The sequence below is a fragment of the Shewanella atlantica genome (assembly GCF_003966265.1).
Lineage (GTDB): Bacteria > Pseudomonadota > Gammaproteobacteria > Enterobacterales > Shewanellaceae > Shewanella > Shewanella atlantica.
In genome coordinates this window covers 1,020,104-1,037,007 of record NZ_RXNV01000001.1, presented here as the reverse complement: position 1 = coordinate 1,037,007, position 16,904 = coordinate 1,020,104, and the positions used below count along the sequence as shown (strand labels likewise).

Genomic DNA, 16,904 nt, shown 5'->3' with positions numbered 1-16,904 from the left:
TCAATAGGCTTGCCCCTGAGAACAGGGCGTGAACCGTGTTACCTGTCTAAGCCATGATCTATGGCATAACGCACCAGGCCGGCCGTACAGTCTATATCCAGTTTCTGTTTGATATTACGCTTATGGGTTTCGACCGTGCGTACACTGACATTCATCTCCTGCGCAATGCGTTTATTATTCATCCCCAGCGATATCAAGCGTAAGACTAACTGTTCCCGCTGTGTTACCAGAACTTGTTTGCCACTGGCGAGCTCCTGTGACAGGGTGTCTATGACATCTGCACTGAAATAGCGCTTACCGGCGGCAACTTTTTTAATCGCTTCGATAAGTTCCTTACCGGGTACATCCTTGAGAATATAGCCATCGGCACCGTGGCGCATTGCCGCCACTATATATTCCTTGTTGTCATGCATGCTCAACATCACCACCTTGCATGACATCTCCTGCTCTTTAATCAGCTCAAGCAGATACATGCCATCCATTTGCGGCATATTAATATCCATCAACACCAGATCGATCTGTGTATCCTTTAGGATCTCCAGAGCCTGAAGACCATTATCTGCTTCAGCTTGTACCTCTATGTCGCAGTCAAGGTCCAGACGGTGCCGTAACCCTTCGCGAAACAGGGGATGATCGTCCACCAAAAGTACGCGGATCATAATGCCCCCTCTGTTGTGCTATCGGCTTGATAACGTAGCTCGCTTTGGGGAATACGCGCTATCAGCGTCACGCCTTTGCCGATTGCTGATTCCACCCTAAGCTCACCATTATAAAAACTCAGTCTTTCCTTCATATTTCTCAGGCCTATTCCCTCAAAGGGGGTCGATTTTTTCTCATAGCATTCATAGTTAAAGCCCTGGCCATCATCATGAACTTCCAGGGTCAGCCATCCCGGGGTGAGGGTCTGCGAAATCAGCACATTTTTTGCCCCCGAGTGACGTTCAATATTGGTCAGTGATTCCTGCACTATACGATAAAGTGCACAACTGAGTTCGGTTGACAAAAGCTTGCGCACCGATAGTAGTTGCACCTTGACCTCGATACCGGTACGTAAGGAAAATTCACTGCCCAACTCTGTTAGTGCCGCCCCCAGCCCGTAGTCTGCGAGGATGCTAGGGTGTAGTTGGTGCGAGATATTACGGATATCGAGCATGATCTGCCTCGTCATAGTGATTGCCTTCTCCAGCTCCGGCCCGGAATCACCGCCGTATTCTTTTTTCAACTGTGCTGTTTCCATAGCAAAAAGGGCCGCGGCAATAGTTTGGCTAACTCCATCGTGTAGCTCTCTGGAAACCCGCTTACATTCCTCTTCCTGAGTCTGATAAATTCGTTCGTTGAGTGTTCTGAGTTTAGCATTTGCCAGCCGTTTCTCACCCACACGCATAAAGATGCCGCCGATAAATACGGCGCTGACCGCTAAGGTACCGATCACCAGAGTCATGATGGAGGTGTTGCGGATGTGATGACTCATAGAGGTGCTTAACGATGCCGCCTCCTCATCGATATCATCAATATAGACGCCGGTACCAAACATCCACTCCCACTGTCCCAAGACCTCGGCGTAGGCAAGTTTTTGTCCCAGTTGACCGTCATTGGAGGGCTGGTTAAACAGGTAGGTGAGGTAACCACCGCCTTTTCTCGCTCCTGAGATTAACTCCTGGATAAAGGGGACCCCGTTGTCATCGGTCAGGTCCAGCCAGTTTTTACCGACCCGCCATTCCTGATCGGGTAAGACCAGGCTTTTACCATTTAGATCGTAGGCGAAGAAGTAGCCGTTTTTACCGAAGCGCATATCGGACAGCATAGACTTAACATCTTGCTGGGTTTGTTGAGGCGCTTGGCTGTCACTGTTCTGATTTTGCTTGAAATGCTTAATCGCCACATTGGCGATCGCCAGATAATTTTTAAGCTCCTCTTTGCGGTGATCGATAATACTCTGCCGATAAACGTCGACCACCTGCTGGGAGAGCTCCCGGTACTGCATTTGAGTCACAAACAGCACCAGTATCAGAGATAGAATGAGTGGAAGTACGGTGATTAGCTGTAACTTATGGTTAATATTCATCGCTGATAACTACTCCTCAATATCAGACCCCCGCAAAACGGAGGGAGGTTATATTAACAGTTAATCAACCACCGAGTAGCAACAAATACCCATATATAGGGGGATTAAATCAAAGACAGAGCAAATAATCCAGCTTGGCCACGGCACCGTAATCAGGCGCCCACAGTCATAAATATTTAAAATATGTAGCCGGACTCATCAAAAATCACTAAAAAGGAGAGGGAAATCAAAATATGTGGAAGATAGTCAGGCTCAGGTCCCACTTTTTTGCCCATATGGGGTGATGTAAATTTTCGCTTCTGGGTAATTTTGTGAACTCTCGAGCGCAATTCCACACTCATCGATAACACACTTCACGGTTAATCGTTACAAAGTTGATCTGAATCATATTGCCAGCCCTCTAGAATGACTCTTTGTAACTTGCTATTCACACCTTGGCTGTTTCTTTTTAAGTGGCTGTATTATCAGATGAAAAATGGTGTCTGCTCGATACGCCCTCCCCAAAAATGCAAGTCTGAACACAGGGGGAACGGTACTTCTACGTGTAAACCCTTAGTTGCCTTAGGTGCAAACACGGATAAAAAATGCCCTCGCGAAGCCATATGATTAGCCTCAGATAAACAAGTAAGTTTGCCGGGCATCTGATCTTAGGTCACCGCTCAAGGCAAACGACAATAAAAACAAGTCAACAAATTCGTTAGTGTCTGGAAATTACGCTAAGTAACAAAACAGGATAATAAGAGGCAAGCATGACCTTAATTCAACTACTCGCAAGTTTAACGCCGGTGATCAGCGTAATGCTATTTTTAGTATTGCTGAAGATGCCCGCATCACGGGCTATGCCCATCTCTGCAATATTAACCGGCTTGGCGGCCGTGTTTGTCTGGCAGATGGATACGACCTTTTTGGCGGCCTCCGTCGTCGAAGGCTTGCTTGCCGCATTAACACCATTGAGTATCATCTTCGGTGCCGTGTTCCTGCTTAATACCCTGAAGTATTCCGGTGCGATGGATACCATTCGAGCCGGGTTTACCAATATCAGTGCCGATGCCCGCGTCCAGGTCATCATCATCTGTTGGTTGTTTGGCTCATTCATCGAAGGTAGTGCCGGCTTTGGTACACCGGCTGCTATCGGCGCACCTCTGTTAGTGTTATTGGGCATTCCACCAATCGCCGCAGCGGTTGTCGCACTGATTGCCGACTCTGCGTCTGTATCTTTCGGTGCTATCGGTCTGCCGGTACTCTTCGGTATGGAACAGGGGCTAACGTCCGGCGGCGTCAACATGGCCGCAGAACAGATTGCTCAGCATGGTGGCAACTTTGCCGATTATGCCCAGTTCATCGCAATGCATATGATCACCATTGATATGGTGACCGGTACGCTTATCCCGCTGGTCATGGTGTCCTTGCTGACCGGCTTCTTCGGTCGTAACAAGTCATTCGCCGAAGGCTTTGCCATCTGGAAGTTTGCCCTGTTTGCGGGTCTGGCCTTCACGATTCCGGCCTGGATCATCAACTTCGTTGCCGGCCCCGAGTTCCCATCGGTTATCGGTGCTCTGGTTGGTATGGCTATTGTTATCCCGGTTGCCAAGAAAGGCTACCTGTTACCTGAGACTCCCTGGAACGATTTTGCCGAAGCACCGTCCTATAGAGCTGGCAAGGTAGAAGAAAAAACACAGTTCTCTCAACTTGCCGCCTGGACTCCCTATATCATCATGGCGGCCTTGTTGGTGCTTTCTCGTGTTATTGGCCCGCTAAAATCATGGTTGTTGAGTTTCAACGTTAAGTGGACCGGCCTGCTGGGTACCGAGCTGGGTGCCGGATTCAAGACCCTGTATGCACCAGGCGCCTTCTTCGTAGCCGTGTGTATCTTAGGTTTCTTCCTGTTCAGAATGAACAGGAAAGCCATTAAAGAGTCAGTGACCGTTTCGTGCCGCTCTATGGTGCCAACCATCATTTCGTTGGGTGCTTCAGTGCCTATGGTGAAGATCTTCCTGAACTCGGGCACCAATGGTTCCGGGCTGGCTTCTATGCCTGTTGCTCTGGCTGATACCCTGGCAGGCAGCATGGGCGCGGTATGGTCCTGGGTTGCACCTATAGTCGGGATCTTCGGTGCCTTCCTGTCTGGAAGCGCCACCTTCTCCAATATGATGTTCTCAGGCCTGCAGTACAGCGTCGCCGACAGCATTGGCATGAACCAAGCTATGGTACTGGCACTACAGGGAATTGGCGCCAACGCCGGTAACATGATGTGTGTGATGAACGTCGTTGCCGCCGCCACCGTAGTAGGTATGGCGGGAAGAGAATCAGAAATTATTCGTAAGACTATGCCGGTAGCACTAGCCTACGCGATGACTGCGGGCACCATAGCCTTCCTATGGGGCGGCTTCTAATAAAGTAATACTCAATCAGTCAGAGCCACATTTAGGCTCTGACTGCTCTTAATCATAGCGAATAAAGAGATGTGTCAAATGTCGATAAATTATAAAGCTGTAGTCAGTGATTTACGTAAGCAACTGGGTGACAAACCTGTGACGGATGAGTATGTTCGCCGCTTTGCTTGGTCTACGGATGCCAGTTATTTCAGAATTGTTCCTGAAGTCGTTGTTCATGCCGAGAACATGGATGAAGTTAAACGTACTCTAGCCGTTGCCCGTGAGCATAATGCACCTGTGACATTCCGCGCCGCAGGCACAAGTCTGGCCGGTCAGGCTATCGGTGAAGGTATTTTGCTTATTCTGGGTCATGACGGTTTCAGAAAGATAGAAGTCAGCGACGATGCCAGAAAGATCACTCTTGGATCTGCAGTTATAGGTTCCGATGCCAACGCAGCATTAGCGCCGCTTAACCGTAAAATTGGTCCGGACCCGGCGACGATTGGCTCGGCCATGGTTGGTGGAATGGTGGCGAATAACGCCTCAGGTATGTGCTGTGGTACCGCGCAAAACAGTTACCAGACGATAGCGTCGGCCAAGTTGCTGTTCGCCGATGGTACTGAGCTCGATACGGGGTGTAAAAAATCTAAGGTCGCATTCGCCAAGTCCCATGCAAAACTGCTTGAGGAGGTGTATCAACTGTCTCATAAGACGCGCCATAACCTTGAGCTTGCCGACAGAATTCGTAAGAAATTTTCTATCAAGAACACCACTGGTTACGGTATCAATGCCTTAGTCGATTTCAGCGACCCCTTTGACATCATCAATCACCTTATGGTCGGCATGGAAGGCACCCTGGCCTTTATCGACGAGGTGACCTACCACACAGTTAATGAAGCCAGGTTTAAGGCGTCAGCTCTGGCCGTTTTCCACAACATGGAAGATGCGGCCCGCTCTATTCCATTGATCAATGGCGAGAGTGTCGCGGCAGCCGAACTACTCGACTGGCCATCCATCAAGGCCGTTACCGGCAAACCCGGTATGCCTGACTGGTTATCTGAATTGCCAGCTCAGTCAGCTATTTTGCTGATCGAGTCCCGTGCCGATGACGCCGATACTTTGGATCTGCACACCCGGGATGTGATCACTAAGCTTGAAGGATTTGATTTTCTGCGTCCGATCTGCTTTACCAGCGATGCTGCGGTCTATGGCGAATATTGGGCGATGCGCAAGGGGTTGTTCCCTATCGTTGCGGGTGAGCGCCCTAAGGGCACGTCGGTTATTATCGAAGACGTGGCATTTGAGCTTGAACATCTGGCCACCGCTGCAAGTGATATCACCGCGCTAATGCACAAATTCGGTTATCCGGAAGGCTGCATCTATGGCCACGCGCTAGCCGGTAACTTCCATTTTATCATCACGCCAAGGTTCTCGACTCAGGCTGATATCGACAATTTCCATGCCTTTATGGACGAAATTGCCAAAATGGTGATTAGCAAGTACGACGGCTCGATGAAAGCTGAGCATGGTACCGGTCGAGCGGTCGCACCATATGTTGAGATGGAGTGGGGGAAGGATGCTTATACTCTGATGAAGAGCATCAAGCAGTTATTTGATCCCCAGGGGATCCTGAACCCGGGTGTTATCTTAAATGATGATCCCAAAATCCATGTTAAAGACATTAAGCCCTGCCCCGTGGTCGATGACTTTGTCGATAAATGTCTTGAGTGTGGTTTCTGTGAGAAGACCTGTCCTACCTCGGCGCTTAATTTCACCCCACGTCAACGTATTGCCACATTGCGTGAAATTGCCCGGTTGGAGCAAGTTGGTGAGCAACAGGCCGCCGATGAAATGCGCGCCGCCGCTAAATATGATGTTATCGACACTTGTGCTGCCTGTCAGCTGTGTACCATAGCTTGCCCGGTCGATAATAAGATGGGTCAGTTGGTGCGTAAACTCAGGACACCATCCATCAGTAGTGGCCAACAAAAGTTCCTCGATTTTCAGGCTAATCACTTCGGCGCAGTCAATGGCGTTATCAGTACCGGTTTCGATATGTTGGGTGTGATCCATAAGATCACCGGTGACGGCATAACAGGAGCCATGATGAAGGCGGGCCGTATGGTGAGCAGCGAAGTGCCGTACTGGAATCCGGATTTTCCTAAAGGTGGCAAGTTACCTAAAGTTTCTGCAGCTAAGCCCGGACAGGAAACTGTGGTCTACTTCCCGGCTTGTGGTGGACGTACTTTCGGGCCTACGCCTGTCGATACCGATAAGCGACCTCTGCCTGAAGTCGTGGTGACGTTACTGGAGCGAGCGGGTTATAACGTTATTACGCCGCAGAAGACCCGAGATCTCTGTTGTGGCCAGATGTGGGAGTCTAAGGGAGACTTTAAGAATGCCGATGCGAAGCGTCTGGAGTTGATCCAGGCTGTTGCAGCAATGACACAAGGTGGCAAGTTCCCGGTGATCATCGATGCACTGTCATGTACCAAGCGAACCTTAGGCGGTGATAAAGCATTGACTGAGAAGGTTGAGATTGTGGATCTGGTTGAATTTATGCATGACAAATTACTGCCTAAATTGACCATTAAGAAGAAGTCTCACGCCGCTCTGCATCTTGGCTGTAGTGCCAGAACCATGAAGGTTGAACCTAAGATGACCGCAATTGCAGATGCTTGCTGTGGTCAGGTGATTCGACCGGCGGGGATCGAGTGTTGCGGGTATGCGGGTGAAAAAGGGCTCTACAAGCCAGAGATCAATGCCAGCGCACTGCGTAACATCAAGAAGCTGATCCCTGTCGATGTGAAGGAGGGTTATTACGCTAACCGTATGTGTGAAGTTGGCCTGACTCAACACAGCGGCGTCCCTTATCGTCATCTGGCCTATCTGCTCGAAGAGTGTACTCGTGGCTAACTAGGGTTAAGCTACAAGTATGGCTAAGCTACAATAAGAAAAAGGGGCTGATTTCAGCCCCTTTTTTGTCGACGCTTGGTAGAGAAATGATTAATTAATAGGGAATTGAGGGTTTCACTTGTTCAATAAGCTTGCACATAGCTTGACGAAGTCTGATGAGGTCACAATCCCTTCGATTTTTCCCTGAGTGTCAACCACGGGAAGGCAGCCTAGCTTGTTCTCGATAAAATATTCTACGACGATGGTGAGGGGTTCGTCATCGGTAAGTTTTTGAAATTCGGTATCCATTAAGTCTTCAACGAGTTGTCCCCGCTCTTTTCTGTCTAAGGCATTGCCACCATATTTATGCATCATGGCCATCACTGTGCTGATCATCTTCTTGTGTGTCAGGATCCCAACGAGTGTCGAATCAAATTCTGATATTACAGGCAGATGGCGTACGCCTCGACTCTGCATCAGTTCATGGGCATCTTTTAAACTGGCCTTATGACTAATGCAGACCACTTGTGTGCTCATAATATCACTTACTTTCATCGTTATTACTCCATTGACAGTTCATCGATTCGCTACTGTCAATATAGCCTTAATTCCAAGTATTTATTAGACAATTTTATCGGCATTATTTTTTTAGATAATTTATTTGTAGCGAAAATGTCACCCGAGTGTTACAAAATAGGTGCAAGTTAGACCTCTTACCACTACAAGTGATATTAAAAATAAAGGAATAATAATAATGAAACGGTCTTTTTCTCGTAGGGATTTTTTAGCAATGTCGGCCAAAGGCGTAGGCGCCGCAGTCGTGTCATACGGTCTTATGGGGTGCAGTAGCAGCGATGATGATACTAACGTTAGCCAGGTCAGTTTTCTACACGGTATAGCCAGTGGTGATCCCAGCCATAGTGCCATCATTCTCTGGACCCGGGTGACACCACAGGTAGAAGGTGAGATGAAAGTGGCTTGGGAGGTGGCTACCGACGAAGGCTTTACCGATCTGGTGACAAATGGTGAAACCACGACCACGGCAGAGCGTGATTATACCGTTAAAGTCGATGCCATAGGCTTGGCGACGGGGAGCCGTTATTACTACCGCTTCTCCTCGGGAGGAGTTGTCACCGAAACGGGGATGACCCGCACCTTACCTCAAGGCGCCGTGGACTCGGTTAAGCTGGCGGTGATGTCATGTGCTAACTTCCCAGCCGGTCACTTCAATGCTTATGAGCTCGCAGCTCAACAAGAGGAACTGGATGCGGTGCTCCACCTTGGCGATTATATCTATGAATATGCCCGTGGTGAGTATGCCAGTGAGAATGCAGCCGAGCTGGGTCGTGAAGTGCTGCCAGAAGGCGAGCTGTTTAGCTTGAGTGACTATCGCACTCGCTATGGTCAGTATCGTGGCGATGGCAGCTTGCAAAAATTGCATGCTAAGGTGCCATTCATTACCGTGTGGGACGATCATGAGATTGCTAACGATGCCTGGTCCGATGGCGCCGAGAATCATAACGAAGGCGAAGGGGATTTTGCCGACCGTAAAATTGGGGCGCTGCAAGCCTATTTCGAATGGTTACCCATTCGTCCGTGGCGAGAAGGTAACCACGAGGAGATCTACCGTTCGTTCAGTTTTGGCGATCTGGTAGATCTGCATATGCTAGATACTCGTGTGTTAGCCAGAGATAAGCCTTTGGACTATGTCGACTATATCGATCCGGCCACTCAGGCCATGGATAGTGCGAAGTTTACCTCCGATGTGACCAGTACCGAACGCTCAATGTTGGGGGCGGAGCAGCTGCAATGGTTACAGGGAAGCCTGTTAACCGCGACAGGTAAGTGGCAACTGCTGGGCCAGCAGGTGTTGATGGGCAAGATGCTACTGCCGGCAGCGATCGCAATGCAGAAGTTGAGCATTGCCGAGTATGCCGAATTGGGAGCTATCGCTCAGCTGGCAGCACGGGCTGAGGCTAACGATCCAAGTTTAACCGCCAGCGAGTACAGTTTTCTTATCGGTAATCAGCATAAGCTAACACCTGAGGCGATGGCATTGCTACAGATGCCGAATGTGCCTTATAACTTAGATGCCTGGGACGGTTATGCCTATGAGCGAGAGGTTATCTTAGCCACGGCCAAGTCTAAGGCGTTAAACCTTGTCGTGATAGCGGGTGATACCCATAATGCCTGGGCTAATGAGCTGACCGACGCAGCAGGCGATGCCGTTGGCGTCGAATTTGCGACCAGCTCTGTCTCCTCACCCGGGTTGGAGTATTACTTAGGGATCCCGCAAGATCAACAGGCGGTGACTGAGGCCGGAGTGACTCAGATGGTTGATGGGCTTAAGTACACTAACCTGCGTGATCGCGGCTTTATGGTGTTAACTTTTACAGCCGAACAAGTGCGAAGTGATTGGCATTATGTCGATACCATCTTATCGACGGAGTTTAGTGAAGATATGGATAAGCAATTTAGTGCTGTCAGCCAGATTGGCTCATCACAGATAGTCGCTGCCAGTTAATCAAATTAGCAGGTTAACACTATCCTAATCAGCCACCCTTTGGGTGGCTTTTCTATGCATGGACCTGTTTTCACTTTAGTTATCCCACCATCTACATGGATGGAAAGATGTGGGGTTTGTACAGGGACCTGTTTTCACTTTAGTTATCCCATCATCTCCATGGATGGAAAGGTGTGGGGATCTATAGGGGCTCATACCGGGACTTATACTGGGACTTATACAAGGGCTCATACTGGGACTTATACAAGGGCTTATACTGGGACTTATACAGGGGCTGGGTTTAAGTGGAAAATATCGCCGCGTGTCTAAGTTTTCATTTTATTTGCAGCACAAAACTCACTTTTAGTATAAAATTTGCCTCCAAAATCTGGTCGGTGCCTACACTTTAACCTGTTTATTTTCTAACTGGTTATTTTGCGGTACATTCCGTCTTTGGAATGTCCGCTATCGCCTGCCAATTTGACCTAATATAACAAGATGGGGACGGTCTGATGTCGGAAAAATGCTTTATTACAGCACAAGAGTTGCTTGAAGATTCATTTCGCTTAGCGGCGCAAGTTTATGAAAGCGGTTTTCGTCCGCAGTTTATTGTCGGTATCTGGCGCGGCGGCGCTCCGATAGGCATTGCAGTACAGGAATACTTCGATTTCAAGGAGATTGAAACGGATCATATCGCGGTTCGCACCTCCTCTTACTACGGCATCAACCAGCAGAGTAAACAGATCAAGGTTCACGGTTTGCACTATATCGTCGAAAATGCGAATGCTGGCGATGGACTCTTGATTGTCGATGATGTTTTCGATTCCGGCCGTAGTGTCCACGCGCTCAAAGAGAAACTGGCTGAGTTGATGCGCTTCAATATGCCTAAAGATGTGCGTATTGCCTGCCCGTATTACAAGCCGAAAAATACTTCTGTACCGCTAAAACCTGACTATTACATCCATGAGTCTGAAGAGTGGTTAGTCTTCCCTCATGAAGTTTCTGGGCTCTCTGTGGAAGAGCTGGCGGAAGGTAAGGGCGATCTGAAAAACATTAAGCACCTGTTCGTTTAATAGCAATCGGTAAAAAGTGCTTTTAAAGTTGATGTTTATAGCGAGTGCTTAACGCTTTTATCAGGCCATCACCTTAGGTGATGGCCTTTTATTTTGGGGCGAAATGAACTTTTTTAGAATTATATCTTATACTTAGATGTTTATAATCTGTCTATCTGCTCACCTAGCTGGTAAGACTTATCTGTGACTATGGTTTCTAGGGTCGCCACTCTTTCCTGCAATTTAACCAGTTCAGCTTTTAATGCATCGACCTCGCTGGTATCGACGCTGGTTTTTCTATGATTAAACTCTTTATAAGCCTTAACGCCAAAAACTGCGACAATGGCGATGGCCATGACTTCAAATGGACCCATAATCCTGATTTCCTTATTTTTCTGTCTTTATAATACAAATATAATCGAACTTAAATGACTTAATACACAGTACGATACAAACTCTGTGCCAATAATTAATAGTGTTTTATATCAGCTGATTACACATTTTAGTCGGTCAAAATATACTTGTTATCGTAACAATATAGTGAATTTTGCGACTTTATCACCTTATACGCTAAACTCAAGCCAGAAAAATAAACAGGTCCTAGTGCAATAGCTTTTCTTTGATGGTTACGCAGCGACGCTCTTCCTGATGCGCTTCTAACAGCGTTCGCCTTGTCCCCATAGATAGCTGCGTATGCTCATCGATAGCTCTCTGTAACAGGGCTATGCCAGCATGGTCACATTGAGTCGGGATAAGGGTTGCAGCATAGCTTCGCATAAAAACAGGGTCTTTATCAGCGTCTACCTCTGTTAAGCCGGCTAATCTCTGCTCAGAAGTGGCGGCGCTCAGCATTTTCTGTTCAGATGGGTAAAGGTGAGACATGGCGGTTCTCAGTTTAGAGAAAGGCAAGGTACTCTCATGTTCAATACGGTAAAGCCATTGGCGTTTAATGCCGGCTTCGGGCCTTGATACCAGCGCACCAATAGCCGCCTTCTCTCCTGAGTCACTCTGATCTGCTTTTTGTTCAGCCTCAAGCAGCTTTCGACTGCCGCTATGGTCGTAACGGTTGAGTTGGGTGATGATCTTCCATCGTGTGTCTTGATCCAGTGTTAGTCCCCGGATCGATGCTTGACCTTTCAATAACTGCTCAAGATGATCTAAGACTCGCGGGGTACGTGAGAACTGGATATATGCATCGAACCAACGGCGCTGAAAGTCACTACTTTCGTTATTGACCATGGTGTTTCTGAGGCTCATCTGCGCCAGGCCTTTGAGGGCTTTATTGGTGTAACTTTGATGGATTGGAAGCATCTGTTCCAGGTAAGATTTACTCTGATAGAGGGTGGCTAACACCTGCCCTAAGATAATGTAATCTTGCTCGTGCGGGAGGTTGATAAATACCGTGCCCAGATACTTATCCAGCGGCAGCACACCGCTGGTCACGCTGTCCCAAAGGCTTTGCCATAGCATAGATCTCAGCATGGGATCTTTCATCATGTTGAGATCTTGTCTGGCGGTTTCGAATGATTTGTCATCGAGAATGACTTTTACATAGCCCCAGTCCTGATAGTTGGGGTATACGAGATCCGGGCATCGGGAGCCTATGAGTCGCTTAACTTCGGTCCTCGCTCCTTTATAAGTTACGGGGACTGTAACGTTTCGATGAAGCTCTCGGCGTCCTTTGGTAAAGAGGCCCAGCTTTATCCTCTGTTCTCTTAAATTTGGCAACTTGTCACTTGCGGGAAACTGCAGCAGGGCGAAGGAGGTGATGCGGTTTGCTTCACAGCTATATTCGGCCTTTATTGTATTCACCCCACTATGGTTGAGCCACTCATCGCTCCAGTCCCTGAGGTCACGTTTGGCCACGCTTCCCAAGCTGGTAATAAAATCTTGTAGCTCCGCATTCTGATAGCTGTATTGTTTCAGGTAGTGTTGTACACCCTGTTTAAACACCTCTGCACCTAAAAGGTGGTTAAGCTGCACCAATACAGATGCACCTTTTTGATAGGTAATAGCATCGATATTATCGAAGGCGTTGCCAGAAGTGGGTACCGGTACTTCGATAGGGTGCGTCGTGATCCGGCTATCCAGTTCATAGGCTTTCTGCTTTCCCTTGGCGTAGAAGCTTCGCCATGCATGGGTAAATTCGGTGGCCTCGGCGGTGGCGAGTGTCGCCATGAAGGAGGCGAAGCTCTCGTTGAGCCATAAACCATTCCACCACTTCATGGTGACCATATTGCCAAACCATTGGTGTGCCATCTCGTGCATGATGACACCTGCCAGGCTCTGCTTTTGAGCTAAGGTCATCTTATTCTTATGCAGGAAATAATTTTCACTGAAGGTCACGGCGGCAGCATTTTCCATGGCGCCGTAGAGAAAGTCCGGCACCAGCAGCTGATCGTACTTATTAAAGGGGTAGGGGATGGCGAAATAATCGTCGAAGAAGGTCAGTCCCTGTTGGGTGTAGGTAAACCAATCTTCGGCAGTGACCTGCTCTGCGACCGATTGACGAGCGAAGAGGCGGAGTGGGTACTTACCACTGTTATCTTGCCACACATGGTATGGACCTGCATGCAGCGAAAAATTATAGGGACTCAGTTTTGGACTGGCCGGAAAATGCCAGCGATTACTCTCTCCCGTCGCCGTTATGCTCTGCTCTTTCATGGCGCTGATGACGAGCCACTCCTTAGGGGCGGTGACGGTGAGCTGATAGCTGGCTTTCAGGTCGGGTTGATCGAACAGAGCAAACATCTGCTGCGCGGCAGCGGGCTCGAAATGAGAGTAGAGATAGACCTTTTCATCGATAGGATCGACAAAGCGGTGCAACCCTTCGCCATTAGTGCTGTGCTTTCGGGTGTAAGCTACCTCTATGGTGTTGCTGCCTGAGATTAACAGGCCGGGGTTCAAGGTGAAGTAATTACCATTGTACCTTGGATAGATCTTATGACCGTTGATGATAAAGCTTTTCACTGTGGCCTGATTGAGATCTAAGGTCAGGGGGGAGTCTGTATCAGACAGGGTGAAATTGACGCTTGTTACGCCGCTAAATTCACTCTGACCGGTTAAGGTGAAATCCAGCTGGTAACTCACCTCGGAGACTCTTTCTGAGCGGGATTGAGCCTGCTGCTGGCTGATATAGGTGTTTGTTTCGCGGTGCTCTGATTGTGAATTTTCCGTGCTACTGCAGGAGATAATAGAGAGGGAGAGCAATGAGAGTAAACAGACACGCAGCAGATTCACAGCATAGATCCTTAGGCTTATTATTTTTATGCCCGATACACTAACGTATTTTTACATGATGTGCGATAGGGTTGCCGGGAGTTGCAGCTTGTTAGCAAAAAACAAAAATGCCAGTCAGGGGCTGACCGGCATTTTAAAAAGATCTTGTGAGTCTCACGGCGATGAATCCTACCGATTAAACTTTAAAGGTTATAAACCTAAGAAAGACTTAGACTTTACTTTACGGATCTCTTTCTCATCAGACCATTCGATAAGGCCGGTTTCGAGATCCATCAGGCGCATGGTCATCTTGTAGTAGACATCTTTGGTGCTGCCATCTTGCTTAACTATGCTGGACAAGTTGCCATAGAGCATATACTGAGCACCGATTTGACGGCCGAAGCTGATCGCTGTCGATGGGTCTACCATGCCGGCGTTATTTTGATAATCCAGCTGCTTACGTACCGCATCAACTTTTGTCATATCGATAAAGCGGAACTTACCCGAGCGTAGTAGTTTATTACTGATGGAGTCGGTGACCGATTCGGTGTCGATATGCTCAGAAGTTTTGTTCTTAATCTTATCGACAAACATGATTGGACGATCGTTGGCAGTCAAAACCATAACCGGCGGGAAGGTCAACATACTGTCGACCATCTTAGCTGCGATAGCCTGAAGGTCGCTTGAGCCGAAGTTTTCATTAACGGTTTCCACTTCAGTGGCATCACCGTATTCGACTTTAGATTGGCAACCTGCCAGACCAATGGCTACAGCTAGCATAAAAATTAGTTTGAAATGTTTCATAGTGAATTCCATTAAATGTTTATTAGATGATTATTGAATAAAAACGTGTGTAATTTCCAGTATCTACTGCCCAAACCAGTGTCGTTCTTCCGCTTTTTACCTCTATCTGAGCGGGTGTTCCGTTGTCCAGCTGAACCGAATAACTGCCACTATTGAGATAAGTTCTTGCTATCTGAGCCTGCTTAGGAAGCGTGAGCCAGCTACGCCTGTCAGCCTGCTCTGTGATGACATTAAAAATCTGCATCGCAATGACACCGATATCTGTTTCGTTATTACGTTTCTTCGAGTTACTTTCTACACTTCTGGCCATCTCTGATTTTGCATAAACTCGCGCAGCCTGACGAATGAGTGCGGCGGGGAGCTCCTCTTTGAGCGCCGTGATGGCCAAGGCATCCAAGTTAGCAATAGGCGCCGCGGTCAAGCTTTTACCTAATCCCTTTATCTTACCCGGAGATACGGGACGAGAGTTAGAAGTATAGGTGGCAAGTGAGGCGGTTTGCCAGTTACCGTGAATGGTAAATGGTACGGTTAAGCTTTGTTTTTCAGGTACAAATCCCCGTTCAATTAAGAATATGACCTCACCTTGCTCTTTCTTTGCCCTTGTCGCTTTCCCCCAACGACGTTCGAATTCATCCGCCTGTGGCATAGATAGCTGTTTCGCCAGTCTCACCAGATCTTTTTGCAGGTAGGGGTTATCCGGCGATATCTGTGCGGCTTTACGGTAGTCGATAAATGCGTCATTAGGCTCGCCTAAGATCTCATGCAGTACACCTGTCGTGTAATAGCTATAGGCGTTAAGAAATGAGCTGGTGACAGTGCCTGCTGCTTTTCCGAGTTTGTTGACTTCGGCGTCTATGGTGCCGTTAGCCATGGCCTGAACCGACTCATTCGATTTTTGGTATCTGGCCTGTTCGGAGCTTTGCAGACCATTACTGCGTCTCACCTCGACTAATGCGCCCTGTTGATCGCCACTGAAAATATAGTTTAACGCCTGATATTGATGCAGCATCACCCGTTCATAACCCGGTCCACGGTAGGGGATCACATTATCGTTGATAAACAGGCTGCTGGTGGTGGCTCCCATATCGCTGACACTCAAGGTGGCTTTGTCGTCAAACTTAAGGTAACCGGCAACGGCTTGTTGATAGTATTCTTTACTCGCTTCAAAGTCGCCGCTGATCTGTGCGACGCGCCCGGCTTCCTGCGCATATAGGAGTCCATCGGCGCCGGAGATATTTGATTCGACCTCAAGCACACCTTTGATAGGGGTGTTGGTATTGAGCTGTGCTTTTACAGGCGCGATTTGCGAGGGATAGTTAATAAAAATGCTGTTTAGTGCACAGCCACTGACTAAAAAACTAAGCAGAGGGAGGAGTAGCCACTGTTTCATTGTGAGGCCTCATCTCTGCCTTGCTCTTGCATTGCGGCTCTTTCGAATAGGGTGATCCCCTGCAGGTGATCGTATTCATGCTGAAAAATTCTGGCAATAAAACCTGATAGTCTTTGATTATGCCATTGGCCGTCGAGATCTTGGTATTTGACTTGAACCCACCTATGTCTGGTGATGGAAAGTCGTCGCTCGGGAATCGACAGGCATCCCTCTTCTCCCGCCTCTGACTCTGGCGAATACTCCAGAATCTCGGGGTTGATGATAACCGTGGGAGCGATATAGGGGGCTTCGGGATATCTCTGTGTAGGACGTGATGCCATGATAAATAGTGCAAGGCTTAAGTGGATCTGAGGTGCGGCAATACCGACCCCTTCGGCCTGTTCCATCGATAGCAACATCTCTTCGACGATACCGCGTAATTCCGGCGAAAAGTCTGTGACCGCTCGTGCCACAAGGGTAAGTACCTCTTCGCCAACTTGAGCAATGGCTAACATTTCGATCCTTCAATATCCATATTTTGCATTTAACCACTTCCGAATTAAAGCACGCTATAGCTGAATCCAGCCTGACTCGAATATCAGATAAGATCAAGAGTCCTGCA

General features: G+C 48.2%; 12 protein-coding genes. 4 read left to right on the top strand and 8 right to left on the bottom strand.

The genetic code is table 11. The features are described 5' to 3' along the window. Nucleotides 1–38 precede the first annotated feature (38 nt). Both EKG39_RS04510 and EKG39_RS04505 read right to left on the bottom strand, forming a co-directional pair. On the bottom strand, nt 39–659 hold the full coding sequence (locus tag EKG39_RS04510; protein WP_126504528.1) for a response regulator: 621 nt from the start codon (nt 657–659) through the stop codon (nt 39–41). Further along, the gene (locus EKG39_RS04505) at nt 656–2,065 is read right to left on the bottom strand and encodes a cache domain-containing protein (protein ID WP_126504527.1); all 1,410 of its coding nucleotides are present in this window, start codon (nt 2,063–2,065) and stop codon (nt 656–658) included. The genes EKG39_RS04510 and EKG39_RS04505 overlap by 4 nt, the downstream gene beginning before the upstream one ends. Before the next feature lie 749 nt (nt 2,066–2,814). Between EKG39_RS04505 and EKG39_RS04500 the strand changes: the two genes are divergently transcribed. Further along, a complete protein-coding gene (locus tag EKG39_RS04500; protein WP_126504526.1) occupies nt 2,815–4,458 on the top strand; it encodes an L-lactate permease in 1,644 nt (547 codons plus the stop codon). 78 nt (nt 4,459–4,536) lie between these two features. Further along, on the top strand, nt 4,537–7,356 hold the full coding sequence (locus tag EKG39_RS04495) for an FAD-binding and (Fe-S)-binding domain-containing protein (protein ID WP_126504525.1): 2,820 nt from the start codon (nt 4,537–4,539) through the stop codon (nt 7,354–7,356). Between the two features lie 114 nt (nt 7,357–7,470). Here EKG39_RS04495 and EKG39_RS04490 read toward each other — a convergent pair whose 3' ends face one another. Continuing rightward, nucleotides 7,471–7,890 carry a CBS domain-containing protein gene (locus EKG39_RS04490; RefSeq protein ID WP_126504524.1) on the bottom strand — a complete coding sequence of 140 codons (420 nt, stop codon included), beginning with the start codon at nt 7,888–7,890 and terminating at the stop codon, nt 7,471–7,473. 199 nt (nt 7,891–8,089) lie between these two features. Here EKG39_RS04490 and EKG39_RS04485 point away from each other — a divergent pair, with 199 nt between their 5' ends. Both EKG39_RS04485 and EKG39_RS04480 read left to right on the top strand, forming a co-directional pair. Beyond that, entirely contained in the window at nt 8,090–9,859 is a 1,770-nt protein-coding gene (locus tag EKG39_RS04485; RefSeq protein WP_126504523.1) for an alkaline phosphatase D family protein, read from the top strand. 491 nt (nt 9,860–10,350) lie between these two features. Beyond that, the gene (locus EKG39_RS04480; protein ID WP_126504522.1) at nt 10,351–10,911 is read left to right on the top strand and encodes a phosphoribosyltransferase; all 561 of its coding nucleotides are present in this window, start codon (nt 10,351–10,353) and stop codon (nt 10,909–10,911) included. A gap of 140 nt (nt 10,912–11,051) precedes the next feature. On the opposite strand, the gene EKG39_RS04475 is transcribed toward EKG39_RS04480, so the two are convergent. The 5 genes from EKG39_RS04475 to def all read right to left on the bottom strand — a co-directional run bounded on the left by EKG39_RS04475 (nt 11,052) and on the right by def (nt 16,797). Next, nucleotides 11,052–11,264, bottom strand: a complete 213-nt coding sequence (locus EKG39_RS04475) for a hypothetical protein (protein WP_126504521.1) — start codon at nt 11,262–11,264, stop codon at nt 11,052–11,054. Between the two features lie 226 nt (nt 11,265–11,490). Next, nucleotides 11,491–14,130, bottom strand: a complete 2,640-nt coding sequence (gene pepN, locus EKG39_RS04470; protein ID WP_126504520.1) for an aminopeptidase N — start codon at nt 14,128–14,130, stop codon at nt 11,491–11,493. 189 nt (nt 14,131–14,319) lie between these two features. Then, nucleotides 14,320–14,913 (bottom strand): penicillin-binding protein activator LpoB, encoded by a 594-nt coding sequence (lpoB, locus tag EKG39_RS04465; RefSeq protein WP_185817515.1) that lies wholly within the window; start codon nt 14,911–14,913, stop codon nt 14,320–14,322. 22 nt (nt 14,914–14,935) lie between these two features. Continuing rightward, nucleotides 14,936–16,303: a COG3014 family protein gene (locus EKG39_RS04460; RefSeq protein ID WP_126504518.1), complete on the bottom strand. Its 1,368-nt coding sequence runs from the start codon at nt 16,301–16,303 to the stop codon at nt 14,936–14,938. Continuing rightward, nucleotides 16,300–16,797, bottom strand: coding sequence for a peptide deformylase (gene def, locus EKG39_RS04455; protein WP_126504517.1), 498 nt, complete (start codon nt 16,795–16,797; stop codon nt 16,300–16,302). Before def ends, EKG39_RS04460 begins: the two co-directional genes overlap by 4 nt. Nucleotides 16,798–16,904 lie beyond the last annotated feature (107 nt).

What these genes read in the sequence shown, in the direction of transcription:
- EKG39_RS04485 (WP_126504523.1), top strand. Translation starts at nt 8,090, where the DNA reads ATGAAACGGTCTTTTTCTCGTAGGGATTTTTTAGCAATGTCGGCCAAA.
- lpoB (WP_185817515.1), bottom strand. Translation starts at nt 14,913, where the DNA reads ATGAAACATTTCAAACTAATTTTTATGCTAGCTGTAGCCATTGGTCTG.
- EKG39_RS04475 (WP_126504521.1), bottom strand. Translation starts at nt 11,264, where the DNA reads ATGGGTCCATTTGAAGTCATGGCCATCGCCATTGTCGCAGTTTTTGGC.
- def (WP_126504517.1), bottom strand. Translation starts at nt 16,797, where the DNA reads ATGTTAGCCATTGCTCAAGTTGGCGAAGAGGTACTTACCCTTGTGGCA.
- EKG39_RS04480 (WP_126504522.1), top strand. Translation starts at nt 10,351, where the DNA reads ATGTCGGAAAAATGCTTTATTACAGCACAAGAGTTGCTTGAAGATTCA.
- EKG39_RS04500 (WP_126504526.1), top strand. Translation starts at nt 2,815, where the DNA reads ATGACCTTAATTCAACTACTCGCAAGTTTAACGCCGGTGATCAGCGTA.
- EKG39_RS04495 (WP_126504525.1), top strand. Translation starts at nt 4,537, where the DNA reads ATGTCGATAAATTATAAAGCTGTAGTCAGTGATTTACGTAAGCAACTG.
- EKG39_RS04490 (WP_126504524.1), bottom strand. Translation starts at nt 7,890, where the DNA reads ATGAAAGTAAGTGATATTATGAGCACACAAGTGGTCTGCATTAGTCAT.
- EKG39_RS04505 (WP_126504527.1), bottom strand. Translation starts at nt 2,065, where the DNA reads ATGAATATTAACCATAAGTTACAGCTAATCACCGTACTTCCACTCATT.
- EKG39_RS04510 (WP_126504528.1), bottom strand. Translation starts at nt 659, where the DNA reads ATGATCCGCGTACTTTTGGTGGACGATCATCCCCTGTTTCGCGAAGGG.
- EKG39_RS04460 (WP_126504518.1), bottom strand. Translation starts at nt 16,303, where the DNA reads ATGAAACAGTGGCTACTCCTCCCTCTGCTTAGTTTTTTAGTCAGTGGC.